Source organism: Microcoleus sp. AS-A8, assembly GCA_039962225.1.
Lineage (GTDB): Bacteria > Cyanobacteriota > Cyanobacteriia > Cyanobacteriales > Coleofasciculaceae > Allocoleopsis.
Map to the genome: position 1 here is coordinate 279,566 of JAMPKV010000001.1, position 24,629 is coordinate 304,194.

Annotated in this window: 15 protein-coding genes and 1 pseudogene; 5 read left to right on the plus strand and 11 right to left on the minus strand. The window is 45.5% G+C overall.

Annotated features, from left to right (window positions below; all coding sequences use genetic code 11):
- Position 1: 1 nt before the first annotated feature.
- The 3 genes and pseudogenes from NDI48_01105 to NDI48_01115 form a co-directional block, all read right to left on the minus strand.
- The gene (locus NDI48_01105) at positions 2–1,051 is read right to left on the minus strand and encodes a PAS domain-containing protein (GenBank protein MEP0829802.1); all 1,050 of its coding nucleotides are present in this window, start codon (positions 1,049–1,051) and stop codon (positions 2–4) included.
- 108 nt (positions 1,052–1,159) lie between these two features.
- Positions 1,160–1,483: pseudogene (locus NDI48_01110) on the minus strand (PAS domain-containing protein).
- A 122-nt stretch (positions 1,484–1,605) separates the two neighbouring features.
- Positions 1,606–2,352, minus strand: a complete 747-nt coding sequence (locus NDI48_01115; protein ID MEP0829803.1) for a DUF1995 family protein — start codon at positions 2,350–2,352, stop codon at positions 1,606–1,608.
- A 176-nt stretch (positions 2,353–2,528) separates the two neighbouring features.
- Between NDI48_01115 and NDI48_01120 the strand changes: the two genes are divergently transcribed.
- Entirely contained in the window at positions 2,529–3,851 is a 1,323-nt protein-coding gene (locus NDI48_01120; protein MEP0829804.1) for an MATE family efflux transporter, read from the plus strand.
- Between the two features lie 24 nt (positions 3,852–3,875).
- A complete protein-coding gene (locus NDI48_01125; GenBank protein ID MEP0829805.1) occupies positions 3,876–7,286 on the plus strand; it encodes an ATP-binding protein in 3,411 nt (1,136 codons plus the stop codon).
- 101 nt (positions 7,287–7,387) lie between these two features.
- On the opposite strand, the gene NDI48_01130 is transcribed toward NDI48_01125, so the two are convergent.
- From NDI48_01130 to NDI48_01140, 3 genes are all read right to left on the minus strand, one after another.
- Complete coding sequence (locus NDI48_01130) at positions 7,388–8,551, minus strand: cysteine desulfurase (protein MEP0829806.1); 1,164 nt, start codon at positions 8,549–8,551, stop codon at positions 7,388–7,390.
- A 110-nt stretch (positions 8,552–8,661) separates the two neighbouring features.
- Positions 8,662–9,861, minus strand: a complete 1,200-nt coding sequence (locus NDI48_01135; protein ID MEP0829807.1) for a transposase — start codon at positions 9,859–9,861, stop codon at positions 8,662–8,664.
- Between the two features lie 144 nt (positions 9,862–10,005).
- Positions 10,006–10,386, minus strand: a complete 381-nt coding sequence (locus tag NDI48_01140; protein ID MEP0829808.1) for a hypothetical protein — start codon at positions 10,384–10,386, stop codon at positions 10,006–10,008.
- 217 nt (positions 10,387–10,603) lie between these two features.
- Between NDI48_01140 and NDI48_01145 the strand changes: the two genes are divergently transcribed.
- Positions 10,604–12,232, plus strand: a complete 1,629-nt coding sequence (locus NDI48_01145; GenBank protein MEP0829809.1) for a DUF655 domain-containing protein — start codon at positions 10,604–10,606, stop codon at positions 12,230–12,232.
- A 51-nt stretch (positions 12,233–12,283) separates the two neighbouring features.
- On the opposite strand, the gene NDI48_01150 is transcribed toward NDI48_01145, so the two are convergent.
- From NDI48_01150 to NDI48_01170, 5 genes are all read right to left on the minus strand, one after another.
- Positions 12,284–15,052, minus strand: a complete 2,769-nt coding sequence (locus NDI48_01150) for an FtsK/SpoIIIE domain-containing protein (protein MEP0829810.1) — start codon at positions 15,050–15,052, stop codon at positions 12,284–12,286.
- A 29-nt stretch (positions 15,053–15,081) separates the two neighbouring features.
- Positions 15,082–17,184 (minus strand): ATP-binding protein, encoded by a 2,103-nt coding sequence (locus NDI48_01155; GenBank protein ID MEP0829811.1) that lies wholly within the window; start codon positions 17,182–17,184, stop codon positions 15,082–15,084.
- Positions 17,185–17,244: 60 nt separating this feature from the next.
- A complete protein-coding gene (locus tag NDI48_01160; protein MEP0829812.1) occupies positions 17,245–18,087 on the minus strand; it encodes a hypothetical protein in 843 nt (280 codons plus the stop codon).
- Positions 18,088–18,247: 160 nt separating this feature from the next.
- Positions 18,248–19,078, minus strand: coding sequence for a hypothetical protein (locus NDI48_01165; GenBank protein MEP0829813.1), 831 nt, complete (start codon positions 19,076–19,078; stop codon positions 18,248–18,250).
- Between the two features lie 349 nt (positions 19,079–19,427).
- The gene (locus tag NDI48_01170; protein MEP0829814.1) at positions 19,428–20,417 is read right to left on the minus strand and encodes a glycosyltransferase; all 990 of its coding nucleotides are present in this window, start codon (positions 20,415–20,417) and stop codon (positions 19,428–19,430) included.
- A gap of 345 nt (positions 20,418–20,762) precedes the next feature.
- Here NDI48_01170 and NDI48_01175 point away from each other — a divergent pair, with 345 nt between their 5' ends.
- Positions 20,763–21,986, plus strand: coding sequence for a glycosyltransferase family 4 protein (locus NDI48_01175; protein MEP0829815.1), 1,224 nt, complete (start codon positions 20,763–20,765; stop codon positions 21,984–21,986).
- A 27-nt stretch (positions 21,987–22,013) separates the two neighbouring features.
- The gene (locus tag NDI48_01180) at positions 22,014–24,572 is read left to right on the plus strand and encodes a hypothetical protein (protein MEP0829816.1); all 2,559 of its coding nucleotides are present in this window, start codon (positions 22,014–22,016) and stop codon (positions 24,570–24,572) included.
- Positions 24,573–24,629: the final 57 nt, after the last annotated feature.

Sequence of the window (24,629 nt, forward strand, 5' to 3'; positions counted from 1 at the left end):
GTTATTGCTCAATTCCAGATTCAAAAAGCTGATGACTCTTCCTCTCGGTTAGCCAATAAGTCATCATTTTCCCTTTGCCCTTAACCTCAATCACACCCCGTTCTTCAAATAAAAATTTATCTTGCAAACGCTCTTTTGTCACAGCCGTAACTTGAATTTTTCCTGGTAATCCCAATGATTCCATCCGGGAGGCAACATTCACGGCATCCCCCCACAAGTCATAGCTAAATTTTTTGATGCCAATCACACCCGCGACGACCGGCCCCGTATTAATGCCGATGCGAATTTGGAAGGATTCACCTTGTTGGGTTTGGAACTTTCCAATGGCTTGTTGCATATCCAAAGCCATTTGAGCGATCGCTTCTGCATGATGATCCGTTGCTACAGGCAAGCCGCCAGCCACCATGTAGGCATCACCAATGGTTTTAATTTTTTCAACCCCGTGTTTTTCTGCTAATTGGTCAAAAACAGAAAATATTTGATTTAACAAATTCAGCAGTTCTAAAGGAGCCAGTTGAGCGGCTAGGGGAGTAAAGCCGACAATATCAGCAAATAAAATAGTGGCTTCAGTAAATTGTTGAGCCAATGAACCTTCAAACTGTTTCAATTGGTCTGCAATCGGCTTGGGCAAAATATTCAGTAATAGCCGTTCTGATTTGTGTTGTTCCAATCGTAGGGCTTGTTCGGCTCTGATGCGATCGCTAATATCCGATTGAATCCCCACAAAATGAGTAAGGTTATTATCCTCATCATAAATCGGTGAAATCGTTAATTCATTCCAAAAGGGGGTTCCATCCTTCCGGTAATTAAGTAGAGTAACCGTGCAGTGTTCTCCGGCTTTAATCGCCGCACGGAGTTGTGCCACAGCGGGCTGACTGGTTTCTTTGCCTTGCAAAAAACGACAGTTATAACCGAGTACCTCAGCGGCAGAGTAACCGGTGATTTGCTCAAAGGCAGGATTCACATAAATCAGAGGCATACCCGGTAATCGAGTATCGGCAATCACAATCCCCACGCGGCTAGCCGCAATCGCCTGATCTCGTAGCTTCACCGATTGCTGTAACCTTGTGCGATACGCGCCACTGCCTCCCCAATTGCTTTCTGTAACATCTTGAGCGATGCCATGGCTTAAGCCGTTTTCATAGGAGGATAAGCGCCAGGATAGCCAGCGATAGCTGCCATCTCGGCAACGGTAGCGATTTTTCAGTTGGATCGGAGTATGGCTTGCGTTGAGGGTATGGCATTGATACTCCATCTCAACCGTGAAGGCAACATCGTCGGGATGGACAAAATCTAACCAAGGACGTGAGTACAATTCATCTAGCGTCCAGCCTAAGGTCGTTTGCCAAACACAGTTGAGCTCCCGGAAATAACCATCCTTGCCACGGATACACAACAAATCTAGAGAAAGATTAAAAAAAGCTTGGAGAGAAGCCTCCCTAGTGATTAGGTTTGGCTCACTCTCCTCACACGAAGGATTCATCTGATGTTTCCAGGGAAAGATTTACGTCGGTTGTTGCACCCTCAACCGGAATTTCCTGTTTGATTCCTATTATTGCATTTTCTTAAGATGTCTGGAAATTTGACGCCAATCTGATCTAGCTCTCATCGAGTCAGTGCGTTCAAGAAGCGCTGGAGATTCGTCAGGAACCCAGGTTTTTTAAGGGTTGGTGTTGTTTCACCTTCACCCGTATCGCTACTACCCATGGCTTTGGCCAGGATTTGATCTAGAGCTTCTCCGGCAGGTCTTTGAGGCTCTTCTGCAATCAGCTGGTACTCATCATCGATTTCTAGCCAAACTTGCCAGAGTCCAGGGTATGAGCGCAAGATAGCCGCCGGATCGATAGGTCGGAGGTAGTAACAAGGCTCGATGGTGCTGAGGAACCGCTCACGCAACTTACGTGCCGCCATGCCAATCCCAATCGTATAGATATCTTCTAACTGGGGGTTGAGCAAAACACAGGGGCGATCACCGGCCAGATTGCAAAGGATTTCCACTTGAGCCACTTCCACCGCCGAAGGCGCAACCAGCAAGAACGCCTTGTCCTCGGCCTGGATTTTGTTTTCGATAGGTGAGCGGGAAGTCCCGACATCACTGATTTTAAAGGGTACCTCACCCCAATCCCGACGAGCCAGAGCCGCTGCACCGGTATCGGGAAACAAGACTTTTAACCCTGAGCCATACTCCTCAAACAACGGAATAAATTGTTGTGCGATCGACTGAGCTTGGAGGGCAATTTCTGGAAATACCAGTTCCACTTGCAACCGGGTACGACCGTCATTTAAAGCGGATTGAGTAGCCTCTTTGGCTTGGGCGATGGCTTCTTCAAGACTTTTAGGAAGCTCTGCCATAATCGTTTTTTTTCTTCATTGTTAAATTTGCTACTAAAAGTAGTATCACCTGCAATGGCTAAATAGCCAACAAGTGAGCAAGGGTTTGATTTATAACCGTCAATGATTCACTGATTGTTAAAATTTGTTACTGTTTAAATATTGACCGCCATCCAGTCCCTCCAATTAACCCGGATATGTGGATTACAACCCTTGATCGGTATGATTTTCTCCCTCGCTTTTTTCGATTGGCGAGCGTCAATATTTTGTCTAATCTCATGGTGCCTCTGGCTGGTTTAACCAGTGTGGCATTCTTAGGTCATTTAGGGGATATTCGTCATCTAGCTGGGGTCACTCTGTCCACAGTTTTATTTAACTATATCTACCGAACTTTGGGTTTTTTGCGAATGAGTACCACGGGCATGACAGCCCAAGCGGTAGGACGTGAAGATGAGGAGGGAGTATTACTCACGGGTTTACGGAATGGAATATTGGCTCTGGGGCTGGGTATCACGATTTTAATTTTGCAGTACCCCCTGCAAGAGATTGGATTTGCCCTACTGAGCGCCACATCAGATGTTAAAGCTTCAGGGCAAGCTTATTATGATGCCCGGATTTGGGCCGCACCAGCGACTCTACTGAATTTTGTACTCATCGGTTGGTTTCTGGGACGTGAACAAAGCGGCAAAGTTTTGGTCTTATCGGCTGTTGGAAATGCCGCTAATATCATGCTGGATTACCTATTGATTGTTCGGTTGGGGTGGGAAAGCGCGGGAGCAGGTTTTGCCACAGCGATTAGTCAATATTTGATGTTGCTAATCGGGATAATTTTCCTTTGTCGAGAAGTTCGCTGGAAAGAGATACAAGCCGTATCGGGACAACTGTTTGATTTATCGACATTGAAAGAGACCTTGACCCTTAATAGAGATATCTTTATCCGAACTTTTGCTTTTCTCTCTACCTTTTCCATCTTTACTAACTTAAGTTCAGGGATGGGAACAATGACGCTAACCGAAAATGCTTTGCTTTTACAGGTCGTAACTCTAGCCATCTACTTTATTGATGGATTAGCCTTCGCCACGGAAAGCTTATCAGGCATTTTTTGCGGTAAAGAAGATCATGCTCAGCTCACGTCCCTCGTTGGCATTTCTGGGGGAACCGCTCTGATTTTGGGTCTGAGTCTGGCTCTTGTATTTGTTTTATTTCCAGAACCTTTATTTGGATTGTTAACGAATCACTCAGAAGTGATTGATAGTATGGGGCATTATGTTTCTTGGTTACTGCCCCTTTTAGGATTTGGTTCGATTGCTTTTATCCTAGATGGGTATTTTTTGGGCTTAGCAGAGGGGCCAACGATTCGTAGTGCGGCCTTAACCGCTACTTTGTTGGGGTTTGCTCCCAGCGCGATCGCAGCTTGGTTGTTCCACAGTAGTCACTTATTGTGGTTAGCAATGTCCTTGTTTATGGTAGCCAGAGTTGTTACTCTTGGGGTGCAGCTACCCAGGACGCTTAAGGGTTAATTAATCGTTAGGGAGGAGGACTTATTGGCTTCACCCCATTCAGTTTCTAAGGCTTTTGGGAAAGTTCCACTCCGTGTCATCCTCGTAGTACCGTTTATCCTACAAATACTCGGAGCTGTGGGACTTGTGGGGTGGCTTTCTTTACGCAACGGACAGCAAGCGATCAACGATGTTACCACCCAACTCCGGCGCGAAATTACTGCCCGTATCCAACAGCATTTGCATAACTACTTAGCCACACCTGTTCTGATTAATCAAATCAACACCGATGCCATTCGTCTCGGCCAGTTGGATGTCAAGGATTTCCAATTACTTGAGCGTCACTTTTTTTGGCAAACGCGAAGATTCCCTTCAGTCGGTTACATCTACTTCGGTAGTAAGCAGGGAGAATTCATCGGTGTTGAACGGCTCGACAATGGCACCTTAGAGATTCAAGTCTCAGATAAAACCACCAACGGAGAGGGACATCGATATAGCAGCAATGGTCAGGGAAATCGCACTAATTTTTTAAAAATTACCTCAAAAAATTACGACGCTAGAAAGCGACCTTGGTACAAAAACGCCGCAAACAAAGGTCAACCGACTTGGAATCAAATTTATCCATTTTTTTCGGAACCCAAACTTGCGATCAGTGCGTCCCAACCCATCTACAACAAAAACGGTGTGCTTGATGGTGTCATAGCCAGCGATCTCGTCGTCTCGCAAGTCAGTGATTTTCTGCATACCTTAAAAATTGGAAAAAGAGGACAAACTTTTATCATTGAACGCTCTGGGATGCTGGTTGCCAGTTCTACTCCAGAACCTCCTTTTATCATCCATAAAGGGGCAACACAACGCATCAAAGCGCTCGATAGTCCCAATCGATTAACTCAATCAACCGCCAAACATTTGACTTCCTATTTTGGCAGCCTCACTCATATTGCTACAAGCCAGCAGTTAGCTTTTGCAATCAACGGCGAACAGCAATTCGTACAAGTAACACCCATCGCTGAAACTTATGGTCTGGATTGGCTCATTGTAGTGGTTGTTCCAGAGTCAGACTTTATGGAGCGGATCAATGCTAATACCCGCACGACTATCTTACTCTGTTTAGCCGCCTTAGGTTTGGCAACCCTAATTGGAGTCATAACATCTCGTTGGATTGTTCAACCTATCCTACGTCTTTCTAGAGCTGCCGATGCTCTATCACAAGGGCAATGGAACAATACAGTAAAAGCTGGGCGCTCCTATGAATTAAGGGTTTTAGCCAATGCTTTTAACAGTATGGCAAGTCAGTTACAAGCCTCATTTACAACCCTAGAGTCTAAAAATGCTGAATTACAGGAATTAGATAAGCTTAAAGATGAGTTTTTAGCCAATACTTCTCACGAACTCCGTACCCCATTGAATGGCATTATTGGCATTGCCGAATCCCTGCTTGATGGGGCTGCTGGACCCTTACCCCCACAGGCGATCGCTAATCTTGGCCTAATTACCTCTAGTGGCAGGAGATTGTCTAATTTAGTCAATGATATCCTGGATTTATCGAAGCTAAAACATAAAAACATTGAGTTACAAATTAAGCCCGTAGGCGTGCGAGAGATTGCCGATGTAGTCCTAACGCTTTCCCAACCTTTGCTGGATCAAAAACCCTTACAATTGATTAACTCTATCAGTTCCGAACTTCCCCTGATAGAAGCAGATGAAAATCGTTTACAACAGATTTTTTACAACTTAATCGGAAATGCTATTAAATTTACAGATTCGGGCACGATAGATATAAGAGCAGAAGTGATTAGCGGTCAGAATTCAGCAGCCACAAATGAAGAGTTAATCACAACGAATAACCAACAACTGGAACCTACTCATAGACAGATTTCTATTACCGTTGCTGATACAGGTATTGGCATCCCATCTGATAAATTGGATAAAATTTTTGAATCTTTTGAACAAGCCGATGGTTCTACGAGTAGAGAATACAGTGGCACGGGCTTAGGTTTGGCTATTACTAAGCAACTAGTAGAGTTGCACGGTGGCTCTATTCTGGTTTCATCAAAAATTGGAGAAGGTTCCCAGTTTACTTTTACATTGCCAGTTTCTCAAAATCAACTAGAGATAACCTCAGAAATTTCTCCAATTCGATCAGTAGCACCCATCTTAAAATTAATGGACGAACCACTGATTAAGGTTGAAATGTTAGCCGCAGAAACTGGCGAGTTTAAAATCCTCATTGTCGATGATGAACCCATCAACCTTCAGGTTTTAGTTAATAATCTTTCTTTGGAACACTATGCTATTACTCAAGCCACAAGTGGGATAGAAGCCTTAGCCATTATTGAACGTGGCTTCCAACCAGACTTAATCTTACTCGATGTCATGATGCCCCGCATGACGGGCTATGAAGTCTGTAAGAAAATCCGCGAGAAATTTTTGGCGATTGAACTTCCCATTGTGATGTTGACGGCAAAAAATCAAACGTCCGATCTTGTGGAGGGCTTTATTGCTGGTGCGAATGATTATTTAACTAAACCTTTTTCTAAAAATGAATTATTAGCGCGGATTAAAACGCATATTCGCCTTGCCAAAATCAATGCTGCTTATGGTCGCTTCGTTCCCCATGACTTTCTTCGATTCTTGGGGCACGAAAGTATTGTGGATGTTAAATTGGGCGATCATATTCAGAAAGACATGACAATTCTGTTTTCTGATATTCGTGACTTTACTACCCTTTCAGAAGGAATGAATCCTCAAGAAAACTTTAATTTTATTAATAGTTACCTGAGTCGAGTTAGTCCCGTCATTCGCGCTCACAAGGGTTTTATTGATAAATATATTGGGGATGCCATTATGGCTTTATTTCCGGAGTCAGTTAATGATGCTGTCTCTGGTGCTATTGCGATGCAAAAACAAGTGCTTCTTTACAATCAGCATCGGCAAAAACTGGGTTATCTGCCCATCACGATTGGCATTGGATTACATACGGGAAGTTTAATGTTAGGCACCATCGGAGAACAAGAGCGGATGGAAAGCACCGTGATTGCTGATGCGGTTAATCTCGCCTCGCGTTTGGAAGGGTTAACCAAGCTTTATGGCTCAGGGATTCTCATTAGTAGACAAACTCTCTGTTATCTTGATGAGCCACAAAACTACAGCTATCGGTTTGTGGATCGAGTTAGGGTGAAAGGAAAACAAAAACCTGTAGCCGTCTTTGAAATCTATGATGGGGATGAGGAACTGTTTTTACAGTTAAAGACACAAACGAAGAGTCGCTTTGAACAAGCCGTTTTTCTATATTTTCAGCAACAATTTGCTCAAGCTCAACAAATCTTTCAGGAGATTTTAGAAATCAATTCTCAAGATAAAACTGCAATGCTTTACGTCAAACGCTGTGAGAAATATCAAAAGTATGGAGTGCCGGAGGAATGGGAAGGGGTTGAAGTTTTGAGTAAAAAGTAATGGGTAATTGGAAAAGTTGTTAGTTACTCCTAATTCAACAAACTACGAAGAGAGCAACTAACAACTAATGTCTTTTATTCCCCATTGCTAATCGATTAAATTCAACACCTAGCACAAGTTAGTTTTGGCATGAGTCTAGCTAACACTTGCTTGAGTACCATTGCTGTCCAGTCCACATCAGCTTCCGTCGTATCTCGCCCTAAGGTGAGGCGGATACTTCCCAGAGCAATGGCGTCACTGTAGCCCATTGCCTTGAGGATAGGACTGGGGCTGAGTTTGCCACTATGACAAGCAGAACCGGAACTGATGCCAATTCCAGCGAGGTTTAGCTGGCGCACGAGGGTTTTGCCGGTCACTGTTTTCCCATCACCCAGGACCGAGAAGCTGACATGATGAGGTAAGCGATGAAGGCGGGAACCCGTGGGTATCAGGTTTGGGCTATCACTCAATTGGTCAAAAAGGCGATCGCGCAACCGCATCAATCGAGGCGTTTCCGTAGCCATTTCCGCCGCCGCGAGTTCGGCAGCGACGCCAAAACCTGCAATCATCGGCACAGCCTGCGTACCCGATCGCAGTTGCAATTCTTGTCCCCCACCCAACATCACTGGCACTAACTCGACGCCACGACGAATATACAACGCCCCCGCCCCTTGCGGGCCATAAAACTTATGGCTCGACATGGATAATAAATCCACCGGCAGTTCCTTGACATCGATCGCTAAACGTCCAGCCACCTGAACCGCATCGGTGTGAAATAGAACGCCCTTTTGGTGAGCTATATGACCGAGGGTATGTATCGGTTGCAGCGTGCCAACTTCGCTTTGACCGTAGATGATGGAAACCAACACCGTATTGGGTTGCAGGGCGTCTTCCAAATCTCTGGGGTTCACGCGTCCGTATGTGTCCACAGGCAACCGTGTCACTTCCCAACCCCACTGTTCCAGCAATCCCACGGGTTCTGCCACTGCCGAATGCTCAACGCTGGAAATAATCATGTGCTGTGGCTTTCGATACGTTCTCGCCACCCCCATAATCGCCAGGTTATTCGCCTCCGTACCCCCAGAGGTGAAAATCATCGACTCTGCCGGTGCATTAATCAGCCCAGCCACCTGCATTCTCGCCTGTTCCACAGCGGTTGCGGCGCGCTGCCCCCACTCGTGCAAGCTGGATGGATTGCCCCACTGTTGGGTGAGGACATTCTGCATGGTAGCAATGACTTCTGGACGCGGCGGTGTTGTGGCGCTGTAGTCTAGATAAATTTGCATGGTCTTTCAGCCAATGGGCTATCTATTCTCCCAGGATATAGTCTTGATGCCACCCCTTAAGATTATTGTGCTTATTTGACATCCTCCTCGGTCTGAAGGCGCGAGGATTCCTAAGCCTCACGACTTAGGTTTCTGCTTCTTTCCCTTACGGGTTTTTCGCAACTGCCCTTTGGAGACTCATGTCTATCAGGTCTTATGTTCGCTCCACAGACTATCACCGCAAGCCCTGCGGCAAGAATATTGTTTGCGGCATTGATGTCCCGGTCATGGTGTGTTCCACATTCTGGACAATCCCATTCCCTCTGATCAAGCGGCAACTTATCAACAACGTGACCGCAGTTTCCACAGCGCTTAGAGCTAGGAAACCAGCGGTCAATTTTTATCAGTGTCCGACCGTACCACTGACACTTGTATTCCAATTGACGAACTAACTCAGACCAGCTGGCATCGGCTATGGCTTGTGCAAGTTTGCGGTTGGTCATCATGTTCTTCACAGCTAAATCCTCAACAGCAATCGTTTGGTTTTCACGTACCAGTCGAGTTGTTAGCTTGTGAAGGAAATCTGTTCGGGTCTCGGCAACTTTGGCGTGGATGCGAGCGACTTGTTGCCTTGCTTTGTGTGTGTTGTTCGAGCCTTTAACTTTTCGAGACAGTGCTTTTTGTGCCTGTCTCAATTTGTATCTCAAACGTTTGAAGTGCTTGGGATTAGTAATCTTCTCCCCATCACTCGTTGCAATCAAGGAGGCGATTCCAGCGTCAATCCCTACAGCTTTATCAAGCTGAGGAAATGCCTTGACGCTATGGTCTTCGACCAACAGGGAGACGAACCAGCGCCCTGAGGCATCCAATTTTACTGTGACAGTAGAAGGCTCACAGTTTTCCGGAAGAGTGCGACTCCAGCGGATAGGCAAAGGGTCATTGCACTTTGCCAGCCACAACTGGCTGTGTTTCCACCTAAAAGCAGAACGGGTGAACTCAGCACTACCACCACTTCTCTTCTTCTTAAAGTTAGGGTATTTGGCACGTCCTGCCCAGAAGTTAGTGAACGCCTTTTGTAGGTTTCTCAATCCCTGCTGGAGTGGGACACAGCTAACTTCGTTGAGGAATTGCAGGTCTTCCTGCTTTTTCCATGCCGTTAGCATGGCGGATGTCTGTTTGTAGTCAATCCGCTCTTGTCTTTCGTACCACCCCTCGGTACGACTATTCAACGCTTTGTTGTAGACTAAACGAACGCAACCCAGCGTGCGGCGCAAGAGTTGTTCTTGTTCCGTCGTCGGGTAAAAGCGGTATCGGTAGGCGCGTTGAGTCATGCTTCACATTCTAGTACGCTCCCTGTAAAGCCGTCCTGGAAGGACCCGGAGCTTTAGTGAGGAGTTTCTACCCATTCTTTTGATGAAGATTAATGTTTGTCTGTAAACCCGATGCCTGTTTCTCTAACAACTATCAGGAATTGGCTAACAGCCTGGTTTATCCACGTTGTAATCTTCGTGAGACAAGACTGCGTGGGGTGTTAACAGGCTACCGTGGTCATGGCAGATCATTCGGTAGTTCCGGGTAACGGGAATACTAATAATCCAACGGTTGTGGCGGAGCCGCTTTCCCCCATACTCTCTATAGTTATTGCGACTCTGGAGGCCAGCGATAATGATCCGGGCTTTAACCACCACATGAGCCGGAAGATTTTTTAAATCGATCGGGTCTTCAGCAAAGGTGGATTCCCATTCCTGTTTTTGTTGTCTTTTTTCTTCCCGTACTCTATGGTGTTGCTCACATCGGTGGCAGGATTGACCATACCCCTTATGACCACACAGAAAGGTCTTTTTTCTTCTTGACATATAACGTTATAGGGGGTCTCGCCCCACAACTTCGCAATGATGCTACGGTGTGAGCAATTCCTCGAATTAAGTTAATAAATTAAGGGGCGAACATTAGTCCGCTTGAAATTTATGTTAGTTCAACAGTGACAATGTTTTGACTGTTGTTATCGGAAAACAGGGAACACTAATTTAATACCGCTGTTATATTCTTGGATCAGAAAAACCCTTGCATTTACTGTCTCAAACTCTCTGCCGTCTGGGGGTAACCTTCTTTCTATCGCTGACTGTGTCGGCTTGTCAGCGAGTTCAGTCCCAGCTTCCTCGCAAAGCTCCCCTACCTCAAGACCTTTTTGTTCAAGTGTACTTTAATCATGCCTCCTCAGGTGAATATACAGAGCCTTATCGGCAGGTAACTCGACCGGGAGATGACTTAGAGCAACAAATTGTAGATGCGATCGCCACCGCTCAATCTACCGTAGATATCGCCGTTCAAGAGTTGCGTTTACCCAAAATCGCCCAAGCTTTGGTTAAACGTCACCAAGCTGGGGTCAAAGTCAAAGTCATTCTGGAAAATACCTACAATCGCCCTTGGAGTGACTTCAGTGCCGCTGAAGTCGCCAAACTTCCTGCACGAGAACGCGATCGCTACAAGGAGGGAGTGAAATTAATCGACCGGAATGGGGATAATCAGCTCACTGCGGATGAGATTAACCAATGGGATGCGATCGCCATTTTACGAAAAGCCCAAGTCCCCATCCTTGACGATACCGCTGATGGTTCCAAAGGCAGTGGCTTGATGCACCATAAGTTTGTTGTCATTGATGGACGCACCCTGATTGTCACCTCCGCTAATTTCACAACCAGTGATATGCATGGAGACTTGACAGCATCACAGACTCGTGGTAATGCTAATAACCTGTTAAAAATCGAAGATTCCCAGTTAGCCGATCTATTTACCCAAGAATTTAACATCATGTGGGGCGATGGCCCCGCAGGGAAGCCCGATAGTCGGTTTGGCGTCAAAAAGCCCTTTCGCCCAGCGCAGCCAGTCAAACTGGGAACCACCACCGTTACCGTGCAGTTTTCCCCAACGTCTGCCACCCAGCCTTGGAGTCAGACGAGTAATGGCTTAATTGGTCAAACCCTGAGTACGGCGACTAAAACCGTTGATTTAGCCTTATTTGTCTTCTCCGAACAGTCCCTCGCTAACCTCCTGGAAACCCACCATCAACAGGGCGTTCAGATACGAGGGTTAATTGACCCCGGTTTTGCCTATCGCTATTACAGTGAGGCGCTGGATATGCTGGGAGTCTCTTTAGCCAACAAGTGTGAATACGAAGTCAATAATCGTCCTTGGCAAAGTCCCATTGCCACCGTGGGCATCCCCCAGTTACCCAAGGGGGATGTCTTACATCACAAATTTGGTGTTGTAGATGGGCAAAGGGTGATTACCGGTTCTCACAACTGGTCAGAGGCGGCGAATACCCACAATGATGAGACATTATTGGTGATTCAAAGTCCGATGGTTGCCGCCCATTTTGAACGTGAGTTTGGACGCCTCTATGCTAGAGCGGTGCTGGGAGTTCCGTTGGCAGTTCAGCAGAAGATTCAGGCACAGAAGCAAGAATGTCCTCAAATCACTCAGGCGAAAGAGAAGAATGTGCCAACAACTGGAGAGTTGGTTAATCTGAATACCGCAACGCTGGAGGAATTAGTGACGTTGCCGGGAGTTGGCCCCAAACTGGCACAGCAAATCATTGCCGCACGACAGCAGAAGCCGTTTACTTCTTTAGAAGACTTTGATCGGGTATCAGGAGTTGGGCCAAATTTGCTACAAAAATTAGATGGACGGGTGACTTGGTAAATCTGAGATGTTGCACCATTCTCTGTCAGCGCCTCTCACCCGCTGGTAACCCTATTGTGGCAATTGAATCTTTGGTGTAAATAAGCTTTGTAATCGCTGCAACTGAGCACCGAATAGATACAGTAAATCCCCTTTGCCCAACAGGTAAGCCGCTTCTGTTTGTTTGCCGCCTAAGATAATCGCGGAATCAGCTTCGCTTGCGGTACGCAGAGCAACTCGTCCAGGTAAGTTAGAGCGGATAATGGGAGTAACAACCCCTGCTTCTGGGCGTTGGGTGGCAATAATTAAGTGAATACCAGCCGCTCTTGCCATTGCTCCCAAGCGTTTAATGCTCAGTTCCAAAGCGTTGCGAACTTCTTTTTCTGCCATGAAGTCGGCATATTCATCAAAGATGCAAACAATGCGCGGAATGGGTGGCTTTTGTCGTTGAATCAGTTGCTGGTTGTAGGCATCTAGATGGGGGCACTTCGCTGCTTCAAACCAGCGATAACGCTGCTCCATATCTGAGACTAATTGTTCCATGAGTGCGATCGCATCTTCGCTATCTTTGACAACTGGCGACAGCAACCAGGGCATCTGTTCAAATTCTGGGAAAGTAACTCGTTTTGGATCGACGAGAGCAATTTTGAGCTGTTGGGGGGAATGACGGTACAGAAGGGAGAGGAGGAGCGATCGCAAAAATTCACTTTTGCCGCTACCTGTTGTACCACCCACCAAAAAGTGACAAGTATTTGGATCGGATAAATCCGCCTCTACCAATTTTCCATCCAAATCCACCCCGATCGCAATTTTCACGGGTGCCGTAGGGGGTAGGGGCGACGCATGCGTCGCCCCTACGTAATTCTCGAAGCTAGCAACTTGTCGATCCGGGCGAGGTAAATCAACACTGACATACCCAGCTTGAGGTGCAATCAGAGGAGGGTTCGCTATTCCCAACTGCACTTGTAAATCAGCAGACAACCTCAACAGAGAACTAATTTTTACCCCAGGATTTGGTTTAAGTTTCACTCGAATAAAAGCTGGCCCAACAGCTGCTCCTTGATACTCAACACCAATATTGAAAGACTCAAGGGTAGTCACTAAGTCTTTACCAATAGCATCAGCATCAGGATTTGGCTTGTCCTCTATTGTAGGGTGGGCATCTTGCCCGCCCCCGGAAACTGGATGTTGCTGACTATCTCTTGTGGGATGGGCATCTTGCCCGCCCTCCACAATTGGCAGGCGTCTCGCCTGCCCCACAAGAGGTTCTACCTTTGTAGATTGTGGGGGTTGAGAAATGACTTGAGAAGTGATGGCTGTGGATACAATTGATTCACCCGCAGTAACATCAAAATAAGTTTGGCACTTTTTCCGCTGAGGGCAAATATCACACAATAAATCTGGGTGAGGTGTGGGTGACGGCGGATTGGGTTGTGGTGGTTCCCAGTCAACCCATTGGCGCATCTGCTGTAATTTCTGAGGAATTAGCTGATGAACTGTGTTTTCTAGTTCGTCCCAAGTAAAGCTAATCTCGTCCCAGTTGGGCAAAACACTATAAACCGCTGAATCTATGGGTACTCCCAGCTTTTCCCGCAACATATAGCTGTAGAGGGCAGCTTGAGCGAGTTGGGCTGACTTGTCTGGAGACTGATAAGTTTTATATTCCACCACACAGAGGCGGTGGTTTTCAAAGTCATACACCACGCTGTCAAATCTTCCCTGCACCAATTGGTGTGTACCATTGGGCAATTGGAAGTGATGCTTAACGGTAGGTTTAAGGGCGATTAACGTTTTGCTAATGACATCAGATGCACTGCAATAGCGCCGATTTCGCACGAGTAATTCAGCCCAGCGCCGGACGAGTCCTTTTAATCCTTCCCAAAGTTGATAAAGTGCGGTTGCTTTCCCTGGATCGGTTTTGACGGTTGCTTGCAGGTGGGGGAAAAAGGATAATTCATAGAAGAGTTGTTGTAGCTGTTGAGCGATCGCCTCTACATTGAGTTGGTCAGCTTCTGGCTCAAACAACGCTTGGAACCTGGGTTCCTGCTTGGCAATAAAGGCAAAATGGTCAGCTAATTGATGAAATTGGGTACCAATTTTAGGGGGATTTCCAGGTGGGAAAAACATCATCTTTCCACCTAAGCGATGTCCCAGATAAAACAAGCGCGGACACTCAAAGGCAACTCGGACTTTGGTAACGCTGAAGGATGTCGGTTCAGATTTCTGAGTTAGCTGTTTTGAGTCGCTAGCTTCTATATCTATATCAAAAATCTTACTCACAGCATCAGGCTGAATTCTTTCTAATAAACAACGATGCACTTGAGCCAGATAGACTGTATCCATCTTGGCATACTTAATCTGTTTTTCGGTAAGAGGTCGCTGTCCCCAGTCGCTTTGCTGTTCCCCTTTATCCACTTCGGAGAAGTTGCAAAGTTCTACTGCTAGGGTTTTGAGTTGCTTGTTCGATACGTTCAGGCGATCGGAGCGGTGCCTTCTGGTCAATTTGTTGACCATTTTAAAAGTACAACTTATATTTTTTACTTGCTCTTTACCTCCTAGATACCTCACATCGAAACTAGCATTGTGAAAAACTTTTTCAATCGCTGGATTAGCCATGATTTGGTTCACAAAATAGGCTACCAAGTCAGGTTTATCCAACACATCCAGGATGTAAGCAGCATTACCCGTTAAGTCATTAGGGTCAGCCAACACCTGAATTAGAGATAGTCTTGGGTTGGGAGTCTGCCAGTCAGCCACCTCTGTATCTAGCCAAAGGATTTTAGAAGAGGCAAGTGGAGTGATGAGTGATCGGATGTCGGCAGGTTCTGTCAGGTAGGGCATTGGCTAAGATAACAAATTTTTAGGATAAATTACCTTTTAGGTACTAGACAAATTAATTGGGCTTCTGGTTTGGCACTAGGGTCAAGAATTTGAATTTGCTTTTCCTGGCACAGTTGCTGAATCAAATCTTCGATTTGAGGTTCACTTACCTTGATAAACTGACTGCGAATATTTTTAATTAAAGCCTGTTTTCCCATGAAATGCTGAGTTTTAATTAGATTTAATAAAAACTCCTTGGCTTCCATTAATTCCTTTTTTAGCTGAACTACCTCGACAACTGTCGGCTTACCAGGTTCTTTTTTACCGCTTGTACTTGGAGGATTTACATCAGTATCATTAGTTTGTTCAACTACACCCAAATCTTGTAATAGTGGACAATCCTGTAAAACCTGAGACTCACGGATGATGTCTTGTAATTTCTTAAAACCGAGGGTTTTACCTCCAATAACTAAGTCTCCCTCACGAGCATCTTTAACTAAACCGTAATATGTGGCTAGGTCATGAACAGATTTGAGATTGGGTTTGATGCGATGATGGCGGGAACCTGTGAAAATTTCTGTATACCGTCTGTAACCTTTATTCTTTGAGCTACCCAACCCTTCTGCACGAATTAGACGCAGGTTTAAGGAGGGATTTTTTTTAACTTCTTTCCCACAAGCTTCTATTACATGAAAAAAAGTAGTCATATTACTATCTTCCGTCCAGACTACTCCTAACTGTTCAGATTTACCAGGCAATTTATAGCCAAGTGAATAACTAGCAAACTTGGTTTTGGTAAAAAGCGGAGTCTTTATGCTCTCCACTTGCAAAGTAGCTAAAGCTTCTTGCAGCATCTGAATGAGTTCCGGTGAGGATAGGTAACGAACTTTCGTAATTCGCTGCTGAACCTTAGTGAATTCCTCACGCCATTTTAATTTAAAAGCTGCAAGAAGTTCTGAATGGCCATTTGTTGTTGTAGGAGCAATGGGTGGAATAAATGGTGGATTCTTACCTGCAAATAACCAGCTTTTGTATGCCTGAAATATATCTCGCCCTAGAATCAGAGAATTTCTAGGATTAGTTTTTCCACCCGGAAATTCATCTTCTAGATATTGGCGCTTTAGAGGCTCAATGTCAGAAGGTGGTTGAGGATTTGCTTGATGGTGTAGAGAGTAAAGACGAGATGCTAAAAGTGATTCTGCTTGCTCTAAATTGATTAGCCCTAGAGAGACTTGGCGCTCTACACGAGGCTTATCACTCTGGTCAATTCTGCTCTTGTACTGTTTCCAGATATCTGTATTGATACTGATAATGACAAGAAAGTTCTTGTCCTCGTCATGAATTTTGGTATTGATGTCGAACAAGGCTTGCAGATTGATCGAGCCGTCTGGAAGGCGAGCAATACTGTTTAGTTGGTCGAAGCACAGCACGATTGGTCGGGTATCAACAGCAATTCTGCTAAAATTAGCCAATATCTCTCGTGCTGCTTCTTCTGTATCAATAGACCTTCTTAAATGTAAAGCTTGCAGAGACTCTTCACTTAAGTCATCTCCTCGCAACCACTCGCAAGCTATGGGATACAGTTCTGGATTAGTAAGGTCGTGCAGCACTCCAAAAAACTTGTCAGCATTATAGATACTTGCTTGTCGATATGTACCCCTGAGTTGGTTAATAAAATTTTGTCGATCACTTCGCAACAAATCAAAGACATCATGCTTCGTGATTTTATCTATTATGCTGCGTTGTCTTAAGGCAGATAAAACATTATTGAGCCAAAGCAGCAACTGAGAATCTTCCTGCCCATCAGGAATTTGTACTAAGCTATCCACGGTGTAGCGCAAAATGTGCCGCCAGATGTGGTCACTTTGGGGAAATGGAGGGATATAGGCGAAAAATGCTTTATGGTTGAACGCCTTTTTGAGCCTACCCAACAGATAAGTCTTGCCAGAACCCGGATCGCCATCAAGCATCAATGTGCGTGTGTGATGATCGTGGGCAACTTGATCGAGTGTTGCTTCTATTGTGGCGATCGCTTCTTGATGGATAGAGTCAACCGTGGGTTCTGGCTGTTGCTGCTCGTGCCAAAAGTTGACAGATCGAATGTTATCAAAGGGGTTAGTACTTCTTAGAATAATTTCATTGATGGATGCCATGCTGCTGATACCTTTGAGGCGTTGCTAAGTTTAGAGTGTGAATAGTCCGAAGCGTCATTTTTAGTTCGCCGTAACTTTAATGAAAAATAGTGAACATCCGGAACGCTGATTGATTCCGGCGTTGACTTGCTCGTCAGTGTACTCTTGAGCGTGTACAAGCGCCCTTAGCTCAATTTGGTCATTCTTTTGCAGGCGATACAGTGTCTGATCTAAGTCTTCCCTTGACAAGCCAGGTTGTAACTTTTGTCGGAGATGAAAAATGGGCAAATAATTATCTGTTCCCAGTTCCTGGTCTAATTTCTGGATAATTTGTAAAATTTCTTCATCGCTAAGATTGTCTGTCGGTTCAACGAGCAATTCTCCATTGGTAGGCAGTGGAGGAGACACTCGATCTGGCTTCACTTGCAGAGATTTGCGTAAAAAGCTCAGGTAATTGTTCAGCATGTCCAAGTTGAGAACGAGGTTAGTGCCTTTGGCAGTGTATTCATCCCGTAGGTACTCCTGTCCGTGCTTCGAGAGCCAAACTTCTTTGACTTTAGTCTCTAGCTCAATCAGACCCCTGTCTGCCAGACGCTGGATAATTGCCCCTCGTTCCGCAGCCGGGACACCCGTCTTTCCAGGAGAAATTTTTTCCTTTTCACTTGCCCGAAGCACCTTGAGTTCTTGGTCTGTAACTGGTAACTCAGTTGAGTCTGACTTCAGCAGTGCTTTACCTGGAGGAGCAATCTTGAGCTTGGTCACTTCGTAAGAACACTCTACCAAATCACGAGTCAGCAGTTTGCGACAAATCCGTTCTCGCTCAGTGGCTGACGTTTTAGAATTTGGCGTAATCTTGGATAAAGGTGCCCGATAATCGGGAAAACCCAACAACTTCAAGAGAAACTTCAGCTCAATCGTATCCATCTGCCTACCCTCACCTAATTCGCGACGACAACTTAAAAGCCACAGGAGTTCCCAAAACCCAACCTGTCGTTATTGTTACGACAAATGGCAAAAAATAACCTCCGAGAATCTACGGAAGTTTACCGTTGCACTCGCCGCAACTCCTAAACCCCTGCCCTTGCTACCCTAGCAAATTTGATTTCAACGTCACAAAAAACAACGGAGCACCCATCTCCTGAACAATCCCCGCATCAATTTGCTCTGAACTAAAAGCATAGGCATTTGCAGCCTGTAATTCACTCAGCTCAATCTTCTCCAGCCGTTCTAGGCGGTAGAGCGACTCGTCTAATTCTTCCCTAGATAAAAGTGGATATAACTTCTCGCGCAAATGACAAATTGGCACACCAGTATCTGGCACCAATTGATGTTCTAATTCCTGAATTGTGAGTAAAATTTTTTCATCGTTTACGATCTGCGTCTTCATAGACGACGGCGAAATCTCCTGGAACGATTTCCGCAAAAATTGAACATAATTACTCAGTAGTTCAGGACTGAGAACAGAACAACTTTCGCTGGGGTTATACTCATATTGCAGATATTCCTGCCCTCGTTCTGTTAAGCCGACTTCTTTAATTTTCTTGTGCTTTGGTTTTACCTCGATTAAACCCCGATCTGCCAAGCTTTGAATCACAACCTGTTGCTCCTCAACAGGAATGCCAGTTTCTTTGGGAGTAATCCTTCCCTTAACACTTGCCCGAAGTACCTTGCGTTCCTGCTTCGTTAAAGGTAATTCATCGGAGTCTTGCTTGAGAAGAAATTTGCCGGGAGGGGCAATTTTAAACTTACTAATTTTATAAGAACAAACCAGCAATCCGCGCTCGCACAGCTTGCGACAAATCTCTTCTCGCTCAACCTCTGACGGTGTAGAATTAAGCTCAATTTTAGATAAGGGTGCCCTATAATCCTCAAATCCCAACAACTTTAAAATGAATTTCAGCTCAATCGTCTCCATATAACTCCCTTAGTTCAGACAATTTTGGATTTTGGATACAGTGATTTTAAAAGTTTCCCCGTTGACCATTTAGAAAATTCAATGGTTGAAGGAATAAAGCAAAGAAAAACGCTATCATAAAACCGCAACAACCCTCTCTGAATCCCAGTAGCCTAGGAATCCTAAAAAGTGCGACTTGTTTTACCAGGGTTAGGCGCTGACTTGTAATCCGAAACTACCGGATTGCTCCAATCACCAGACTCTATCTAATATCTAATTCTGACCAAAATTTAGAAAATAGCTTCTGATAAACTACAGATTTCTGTTCAGCCCAAAGAGGGATGATTAATTCAGGTTGCTTACCATATCTCTAACCCACCGTTTCTCGTACACGCTCTGAATAGTCTTTGGAACGAATCTGACGAAACCCCTTAAAAGCGATTTGCCGTAAACTTACTGGTAAATAAGACAAAATTAGACCCAGCCTTGCCTTGCGAGAACGTCCTAATAGTTGAGTTGATTCTCGCAAAATGCGGCGTCCCTCTAAAGTCTCTCCCTTTTCAATTAATCTTAACCCTAGAATTTGCTGCGTTCCAGCCAATTTATATAAACGATGTATCTCTAATTCCTGATCGGAAAATTTATAACTACCGATGCAAAAAACTTTAGCCGATAAAAAATGAAGAGCTTGTCTTAAGCTCGTCTGTTGACCATGTAGGCGATATTCCATGAGAAACTCTGGCAAAAAATATCCCTGCTTGCCAGCTAGTGCCAAGCGCACTAGTAAATCGAAATCCTCACATCCATCTGCCTCCGGACGCAAATAATTAACCTCTTCCAAGCAAGCTCGACGAAACAGCGTCGAACCCACTTGCAAGCTTTGGTATTGAAATGTTTGTCTAATCAAGTCAGGAATAATCCCTTCCTTGAGCTGGTCTTTTTTCCATTTAGCAGAATTCTCACTTGTTGCTGATTCAACTCTCTCGCTCTTTTGATTAATAATCCAGTGATTCGTACACACAAAGTCTACATGCGGTTCCGCTTCTAAAACAGCAATCGTTTTTTCTAAAAACTCCGGCGTGAGTCCATCATCATCATCAAGTTTAATAAAATAAGTTCCACAAGCTACATCAAACCCAGAACGCATGTTTCTACTCCGCCCAATATTATTAGGGTGCTGGATATAGCAAATCCGAGAATCCTTAAACTGGCTCACTACCTCTGAAGTGTTATCGGTAGAACCATCATCACAAATGATCAGCTCAAAATTTGTATAAGTTTGGTTTAAAACACTAGTAATAGAATAAACCAGATAATCGGCACGATTATAAGTAGGAATACAAACACTTACTTTGGGCATATTTTCGTCCACTTGAATAATATTTAACTTGAATTATATGACTCCTGGAAATTAAATTTAGTCAAACTCAATAAGAAATAACCTAATAAATTAGAATGTCTATCTGAAAATTATAAAAAATCTTTGCATAAAAAATCCTGATGAATTTCCCCTAAGCTGATTGAGGTATTAAGCTGATTTGTATTTAGCTGGATATATAATACAAAAAATGTTTTAACAAGTTTCAATCAAGCTTTGAACAATTTTTCATGAAGAATACCTTAATTAATTATTGTCTCTCCTGCACTGGAAAGTAGTATTCCCTGAACCCAACTCGTTGCAATTTTTTACTGAACCTCACACTATATGAAAATTCTCATGCTTTCTTCCACTTTTCCCTATCCGCCAATGCGAGGGGGAACTCAGGTGAGAACATTTAACTTACTCAAATACTTGAGCGAGCGTCATGCCATCACCTTGATTACTCAACACTCTGAAGATGTCGAACCCAAGGAAGAGGAAGAACTGCAAAATTGGGTCGAAAAGCTGCTGATTTTCCCAAAACCCCAACTCTCGGAGGCTGAGACTGGACTTCTGGGAAAAATGCAGCGCTTCAGAGCGTTTTTGGAACAGGGAACACCTCCAAGTGTGCTACACCACTACTCCACTGACATACAGCAATGGGTAGATGAGGCCATACAAGCTGGGGAGTTTGAAGTTATTACCTGTGAACATAGTGTGAATGAAATTTATGTGCGGCCCGAATGGCAATCCCAATTGCGAACGGTAGTCAATATTCATAGTTCTGTGTATGGGACGTGCCGCCACCTGCTGGAAACGAAAACATCAGAAAATCAACTGAGAGACCAGTTGAATTTACCGCTGCTACGTCGCTATGAGGAGCGATATTGTGCTAAGTTCACTGACATTGTGGTGACCACGCCGGAGGATCGGCGTCAGATAACCGCGCTCGATCCGGAGGGTCAGATTGCTGTGATTCCTAATGGTGTCGATCTTACGCTGTACCCTAAGCGCGTCTGTGACCCCGGAGGACACAGACTTGTATTCTGTGGCTCAATGGATAATCGCCCAAACATTGATGCGGCACGTTTTTTTAGCTTGGAGGTGTTTCCAGAAATTTTGCAACGGCATCCAGAAGCAACCCTGGAAATAGTGGGAGGGAATCCGGTGCCGGAAGTATTGGAGTTAACACAAAGTCCTGGCATTACCGTAACGGGTCGTGTACTTTCAATGGTGGATTATTTACATAAGGCAACTGTTTGTGTAGTGCCGATGCGGACGGGGTTTGGAATCAAAAATAAAACGTTAGAGGCAATGGCAGCAGGAACACCAGTTGTAGGAAGCGATCGCGCTTTGGAAGGACTATCAGTAGATGGCGGAGAAGTCCCTTTGAGAGCCTTGCGAGCGAATGAGCCAACCGAGTATGTCTATGCTGTTAGCCGCTTATTGGAAAACCGCCAATTGCGAAAACAACTTTCCGAGAACGCTCGATCGCTGATTGAAAAAAAATACACATGGGAACGTGCTGGTAAACTCTATGAACAGGTGTTATCCGGGCGTCGGGATTAGAGGATAGGAGCCGAAGTAAAAATAGCGATGAAAACGCCTCAAGATTCACCACAGCGCCAGCCACCCGTCAGAAATACCCGACGGGTCAAAAAGCCATTAGCAAAGTCCGTGGGTTCTAACCAGCCACTCCTAGGCGGTCAGTCCAACACTCACTCATCCCAACGAGTGAACCCACAACCCTTGCAGCCCAAGTCACGATTGCAGGGTTGCCTTGTGACCTTAGGTTCACTCGCTCTTTTACTCACTGCCAGTGGTGTGATTGTTGGCGGCATGTGGCTAGGCGTTCTGTTAATGGTCAACCCTAATGCCGTCGTTGGGCTTAATCAATATTTACCCAAGTGGACTCGGATTCCCGTTTCTGCCGCCTCACCCCCAAAAACCCTGGAAGCGATTCAGGAAGAGGTTCGCAAAAGTGACTTAATTCCAGGAGAGGCACTATTCCTCTCTAAAAATGGCATCGATGACGGTTCGACAGCGCTGTTGTTACCCATCTTGAAATCTCCACCCGCTTGCCAACTCGATTGCGAACAGATTGTTGAACTGAGAGTCTACCAACCCACCCAGCCAGGATATTATCAACTGGCGACTCAGCTTGAGATTGCAGGCCCCGAAGAGTATTTTGTGCTTTCTTCCCTCCTCAATACCCAAGCTGAGCAGACGAGTGAATCCCGTTCTCTACCCCTAACCAAAATCAGTCGCTTTGATGACAAAGCCCCCGAACCGGGTTTCTGGTTCAATCTCTCCAATCAAAGGCTGGGTGGTGACACACCCATGACATACGGACAGGTGGTTCACTACAATCCCGATCAAATGCACCTGAGTGTGATGTTGCAATGGACAACGCCGAACGAACAGACTGCCTCTTGGCAGCAAGTTACCGGAGATGCTAAATCGGAATTCGTCGTCAATCAGACGGTGGGTTTAGAACCCCGCTTCAAGGTTTACCAGCTTCGTCCGCGCAATTTTGTGCCCAACCCCATCGTTCTGGAAGAAATTTCTTTAATCCAACCCGCTTTAGATACTCCAGTCTTTCGCAATGCCTTGTTACTAGCGCGTCATGGGTTGTGGTCGCCTGCCTTGCAATTGTTGCAATCCCAGAAGAAAAACAATGGGTCAGCTACCGCCCAAGCGCAAATGGATGTGATTCAATTGCACGCACAGGTGACGCAAGCCCAAGCCAAGCAAGCCTGGGCAAATCCAAGCGCTTCAATTATGGCGAATTTAATCGATGGTCGCTGGGCAGATGCTCTGCTCATCTTCCAGTCCTTCGTTCCAGGGGTGCAGGCACAAGATATTGTCACATTATTACAAACCGATTCCGGTGAATTGTTGGATCGGGTGGAGACGGCGCTCAAGGTGAATCCCGATAGCATTGAAGTCAAAGCCTGGGGAGCCTTGATTGTGGCGGTCAAGCAAGGACGATTAAAAGCGATCGCCTGGTTAGGGCAATTCTCTCAAAATTCTAAAACTAAACCTGTCAACTATTCCTCCATCAACGAATTACTCGACCGTCTTGATACTTTCTTGGGAAAAACGCTTCCCTCCAGCCGTCATGCGAGTCGCATTATTGGCACTGCACAACCTGTATTAAATGTCAATCCTGCGGATTGGCTGCAACCGGGAGATTTGAACGGAGGGCAGGGAGTACAGGAGCAAGTTTTGCCGAATGCCACAACAACTCCAGGGCAACGTACCGATACCCCGGATGGGCAAAATCCTGCTACGTTATCACCCACTCCTCCCTTCGCCCAACCGTCCCCAAGCCTACAGCTAGAGCCGCTGCAAGTCTGGTATCAGGTGCAGGTAAGCGCTTTCCACGATGGGACGCGCTGGTGGCAAGCTCCATTTTCCAATTGGCTTTTGCCCAACTCCGTCAGTGCCAAGCAGATGTGGAATTATCTAGGTTTAGAGATGGATTCCCAAATTCAGATTACGGTTTGGAATGCCGAGGGACGCCAAGAAGCCACAATGGCGACGGTGAAAGCGGTTTCCTTTCAGGGAGGTGTGCTTCAGCTTTTGGCTGCGGGTGATGTCTTACCCACGTTCAAAACCGCTGACGCAGCGGTGAAAAGTAGCCTTCTCGCCTACACAGATGCTGCCCTGGAATGGATAGAACCGTCGTCCGTCACCTTATCCAGCCTCAACCAAGTACAGCCCGAATGGGTATCGGCACTCCTCCCCACACTCAGGCGTGAGTTAGTCAATAGCGGTCATCTCAAGTCTGGCGCACTACCGAGTGATGCGTTACTACTCAAGGAAATGGGGCAATGGTCGGTTCAACTCGTTGAGTTAACAGGCAACAACAAGCCAGACGCCGTGTTTACTTTATACGAAGACCGGATATTTGGAGCCTTGAAGCGGCAAAATGACAATCGCTTGGTCGAGAATAAGGAGATCTATAAGCCCCGGACTCTAATTTTCGGGGACGACGGACTCTTACTTTACAGTGAATTTTCCCAAGATGCTAATACCTCACTCACAGCGTTCGCAGACTTAGGAGATGGTACTCCTGGAGCTTTAATCCTTCATGGTAATAGCCGCTACAGTTTGAAGCGTTGGTCATCTGAAAACCAGCGTTTCGAGTAACCCATTCCCGCCCCCCACCCTATGGGTTACGAACACAGCGATCGCTTGTTTTACTCT

Excerpts from the sequence above, each read along its gene's own strand:
- NDI48_01165 (MEP0829813.1), bottom strand. The coding sequence starts at position 19,078 with ATGGAGACGATTGAGCTGAAATTCATTTTAAAGTTGTTGGGATTTGAG.
- NDI48_01140 (MEP0829808.1), bottom strand. The coding sequence starts at position 10,386 with ATGTCAAGAAGAAAAAAGACCTTTCTGTGTGGTCATAAGGGGTATGGT.
- NDI48_01115 (MEP0829803.1), bottom strand. The coding sequence starts at position 2,352 with ATGGCAGAGCTTCCTAAAAGTCTTGAAGAAGCCATCGCCCAAGCCAAA.
- NDI48_01150 (MEP0829810.1), bottom strand. The coding sequence starts at position 15,052 with ATGCCCTACCTGACAGAACCTGCCGACATCCGATCACTCATCACTCCA.
- NDI48_01130 (MEP0829806.1), bottom strand. The coding sequence starts at position 8,551 with ATGCAAATTTATCTAGACTACAGCGCCACAACACCGCCGCGTCCAGAA.
- NDI48_01170 (MEP0829814.1), bottom strand. The coding sequence starts at position 20,417 with ATGCCCAAAGTAAGTGTTTGTATTCCTACTTATAATCGTGCCGATTAT.
- NDI48_01120 (MEP0829804.1), top strand. The coding sequence starts at position 2,529 with ATGTGGATTACAACCCTTGATCGGTATGATTTTCTCCCTCGCTTTTTT.
- NDI48_01180 (MEP0829816.1), top strand. The coding sequence starts at position 22,014 with ATGAAAACGCCTCAAGATTCACCACAGCGCCAGCCACCCGTCAGAAAT.
- NDI48_01160 (MEP0829812.1), bottom strand. The coding sequence starts at position 18,087 with ATGGATACGATTGAGCTGAAGTTTCTCTTGAAGTTGTTGGGTTTTCCC.
- NDI48_01135 (MEP0829807.1), bottom strand. The coding sequence starts at position 9,861 with ATGACTCAACGCGCCTACCGATACCGCTTTTACCCGACGACGGAACAA.
- NDI48_01155 (MEP0829811.1), bottom strand. The coding sequence starts at position 17,184 with ATGGCATCCATCAATGAAATTATTCTAAGAAGTACTAACCCCTTTGAT.
- NDI48_01175 (MEP0829815.1), top strand. The coding sequence starts at position 20,763 with ATGAAAATTCTCATGCTTTCTTCCACTTTTCCCTATCCGCCAATGCGA.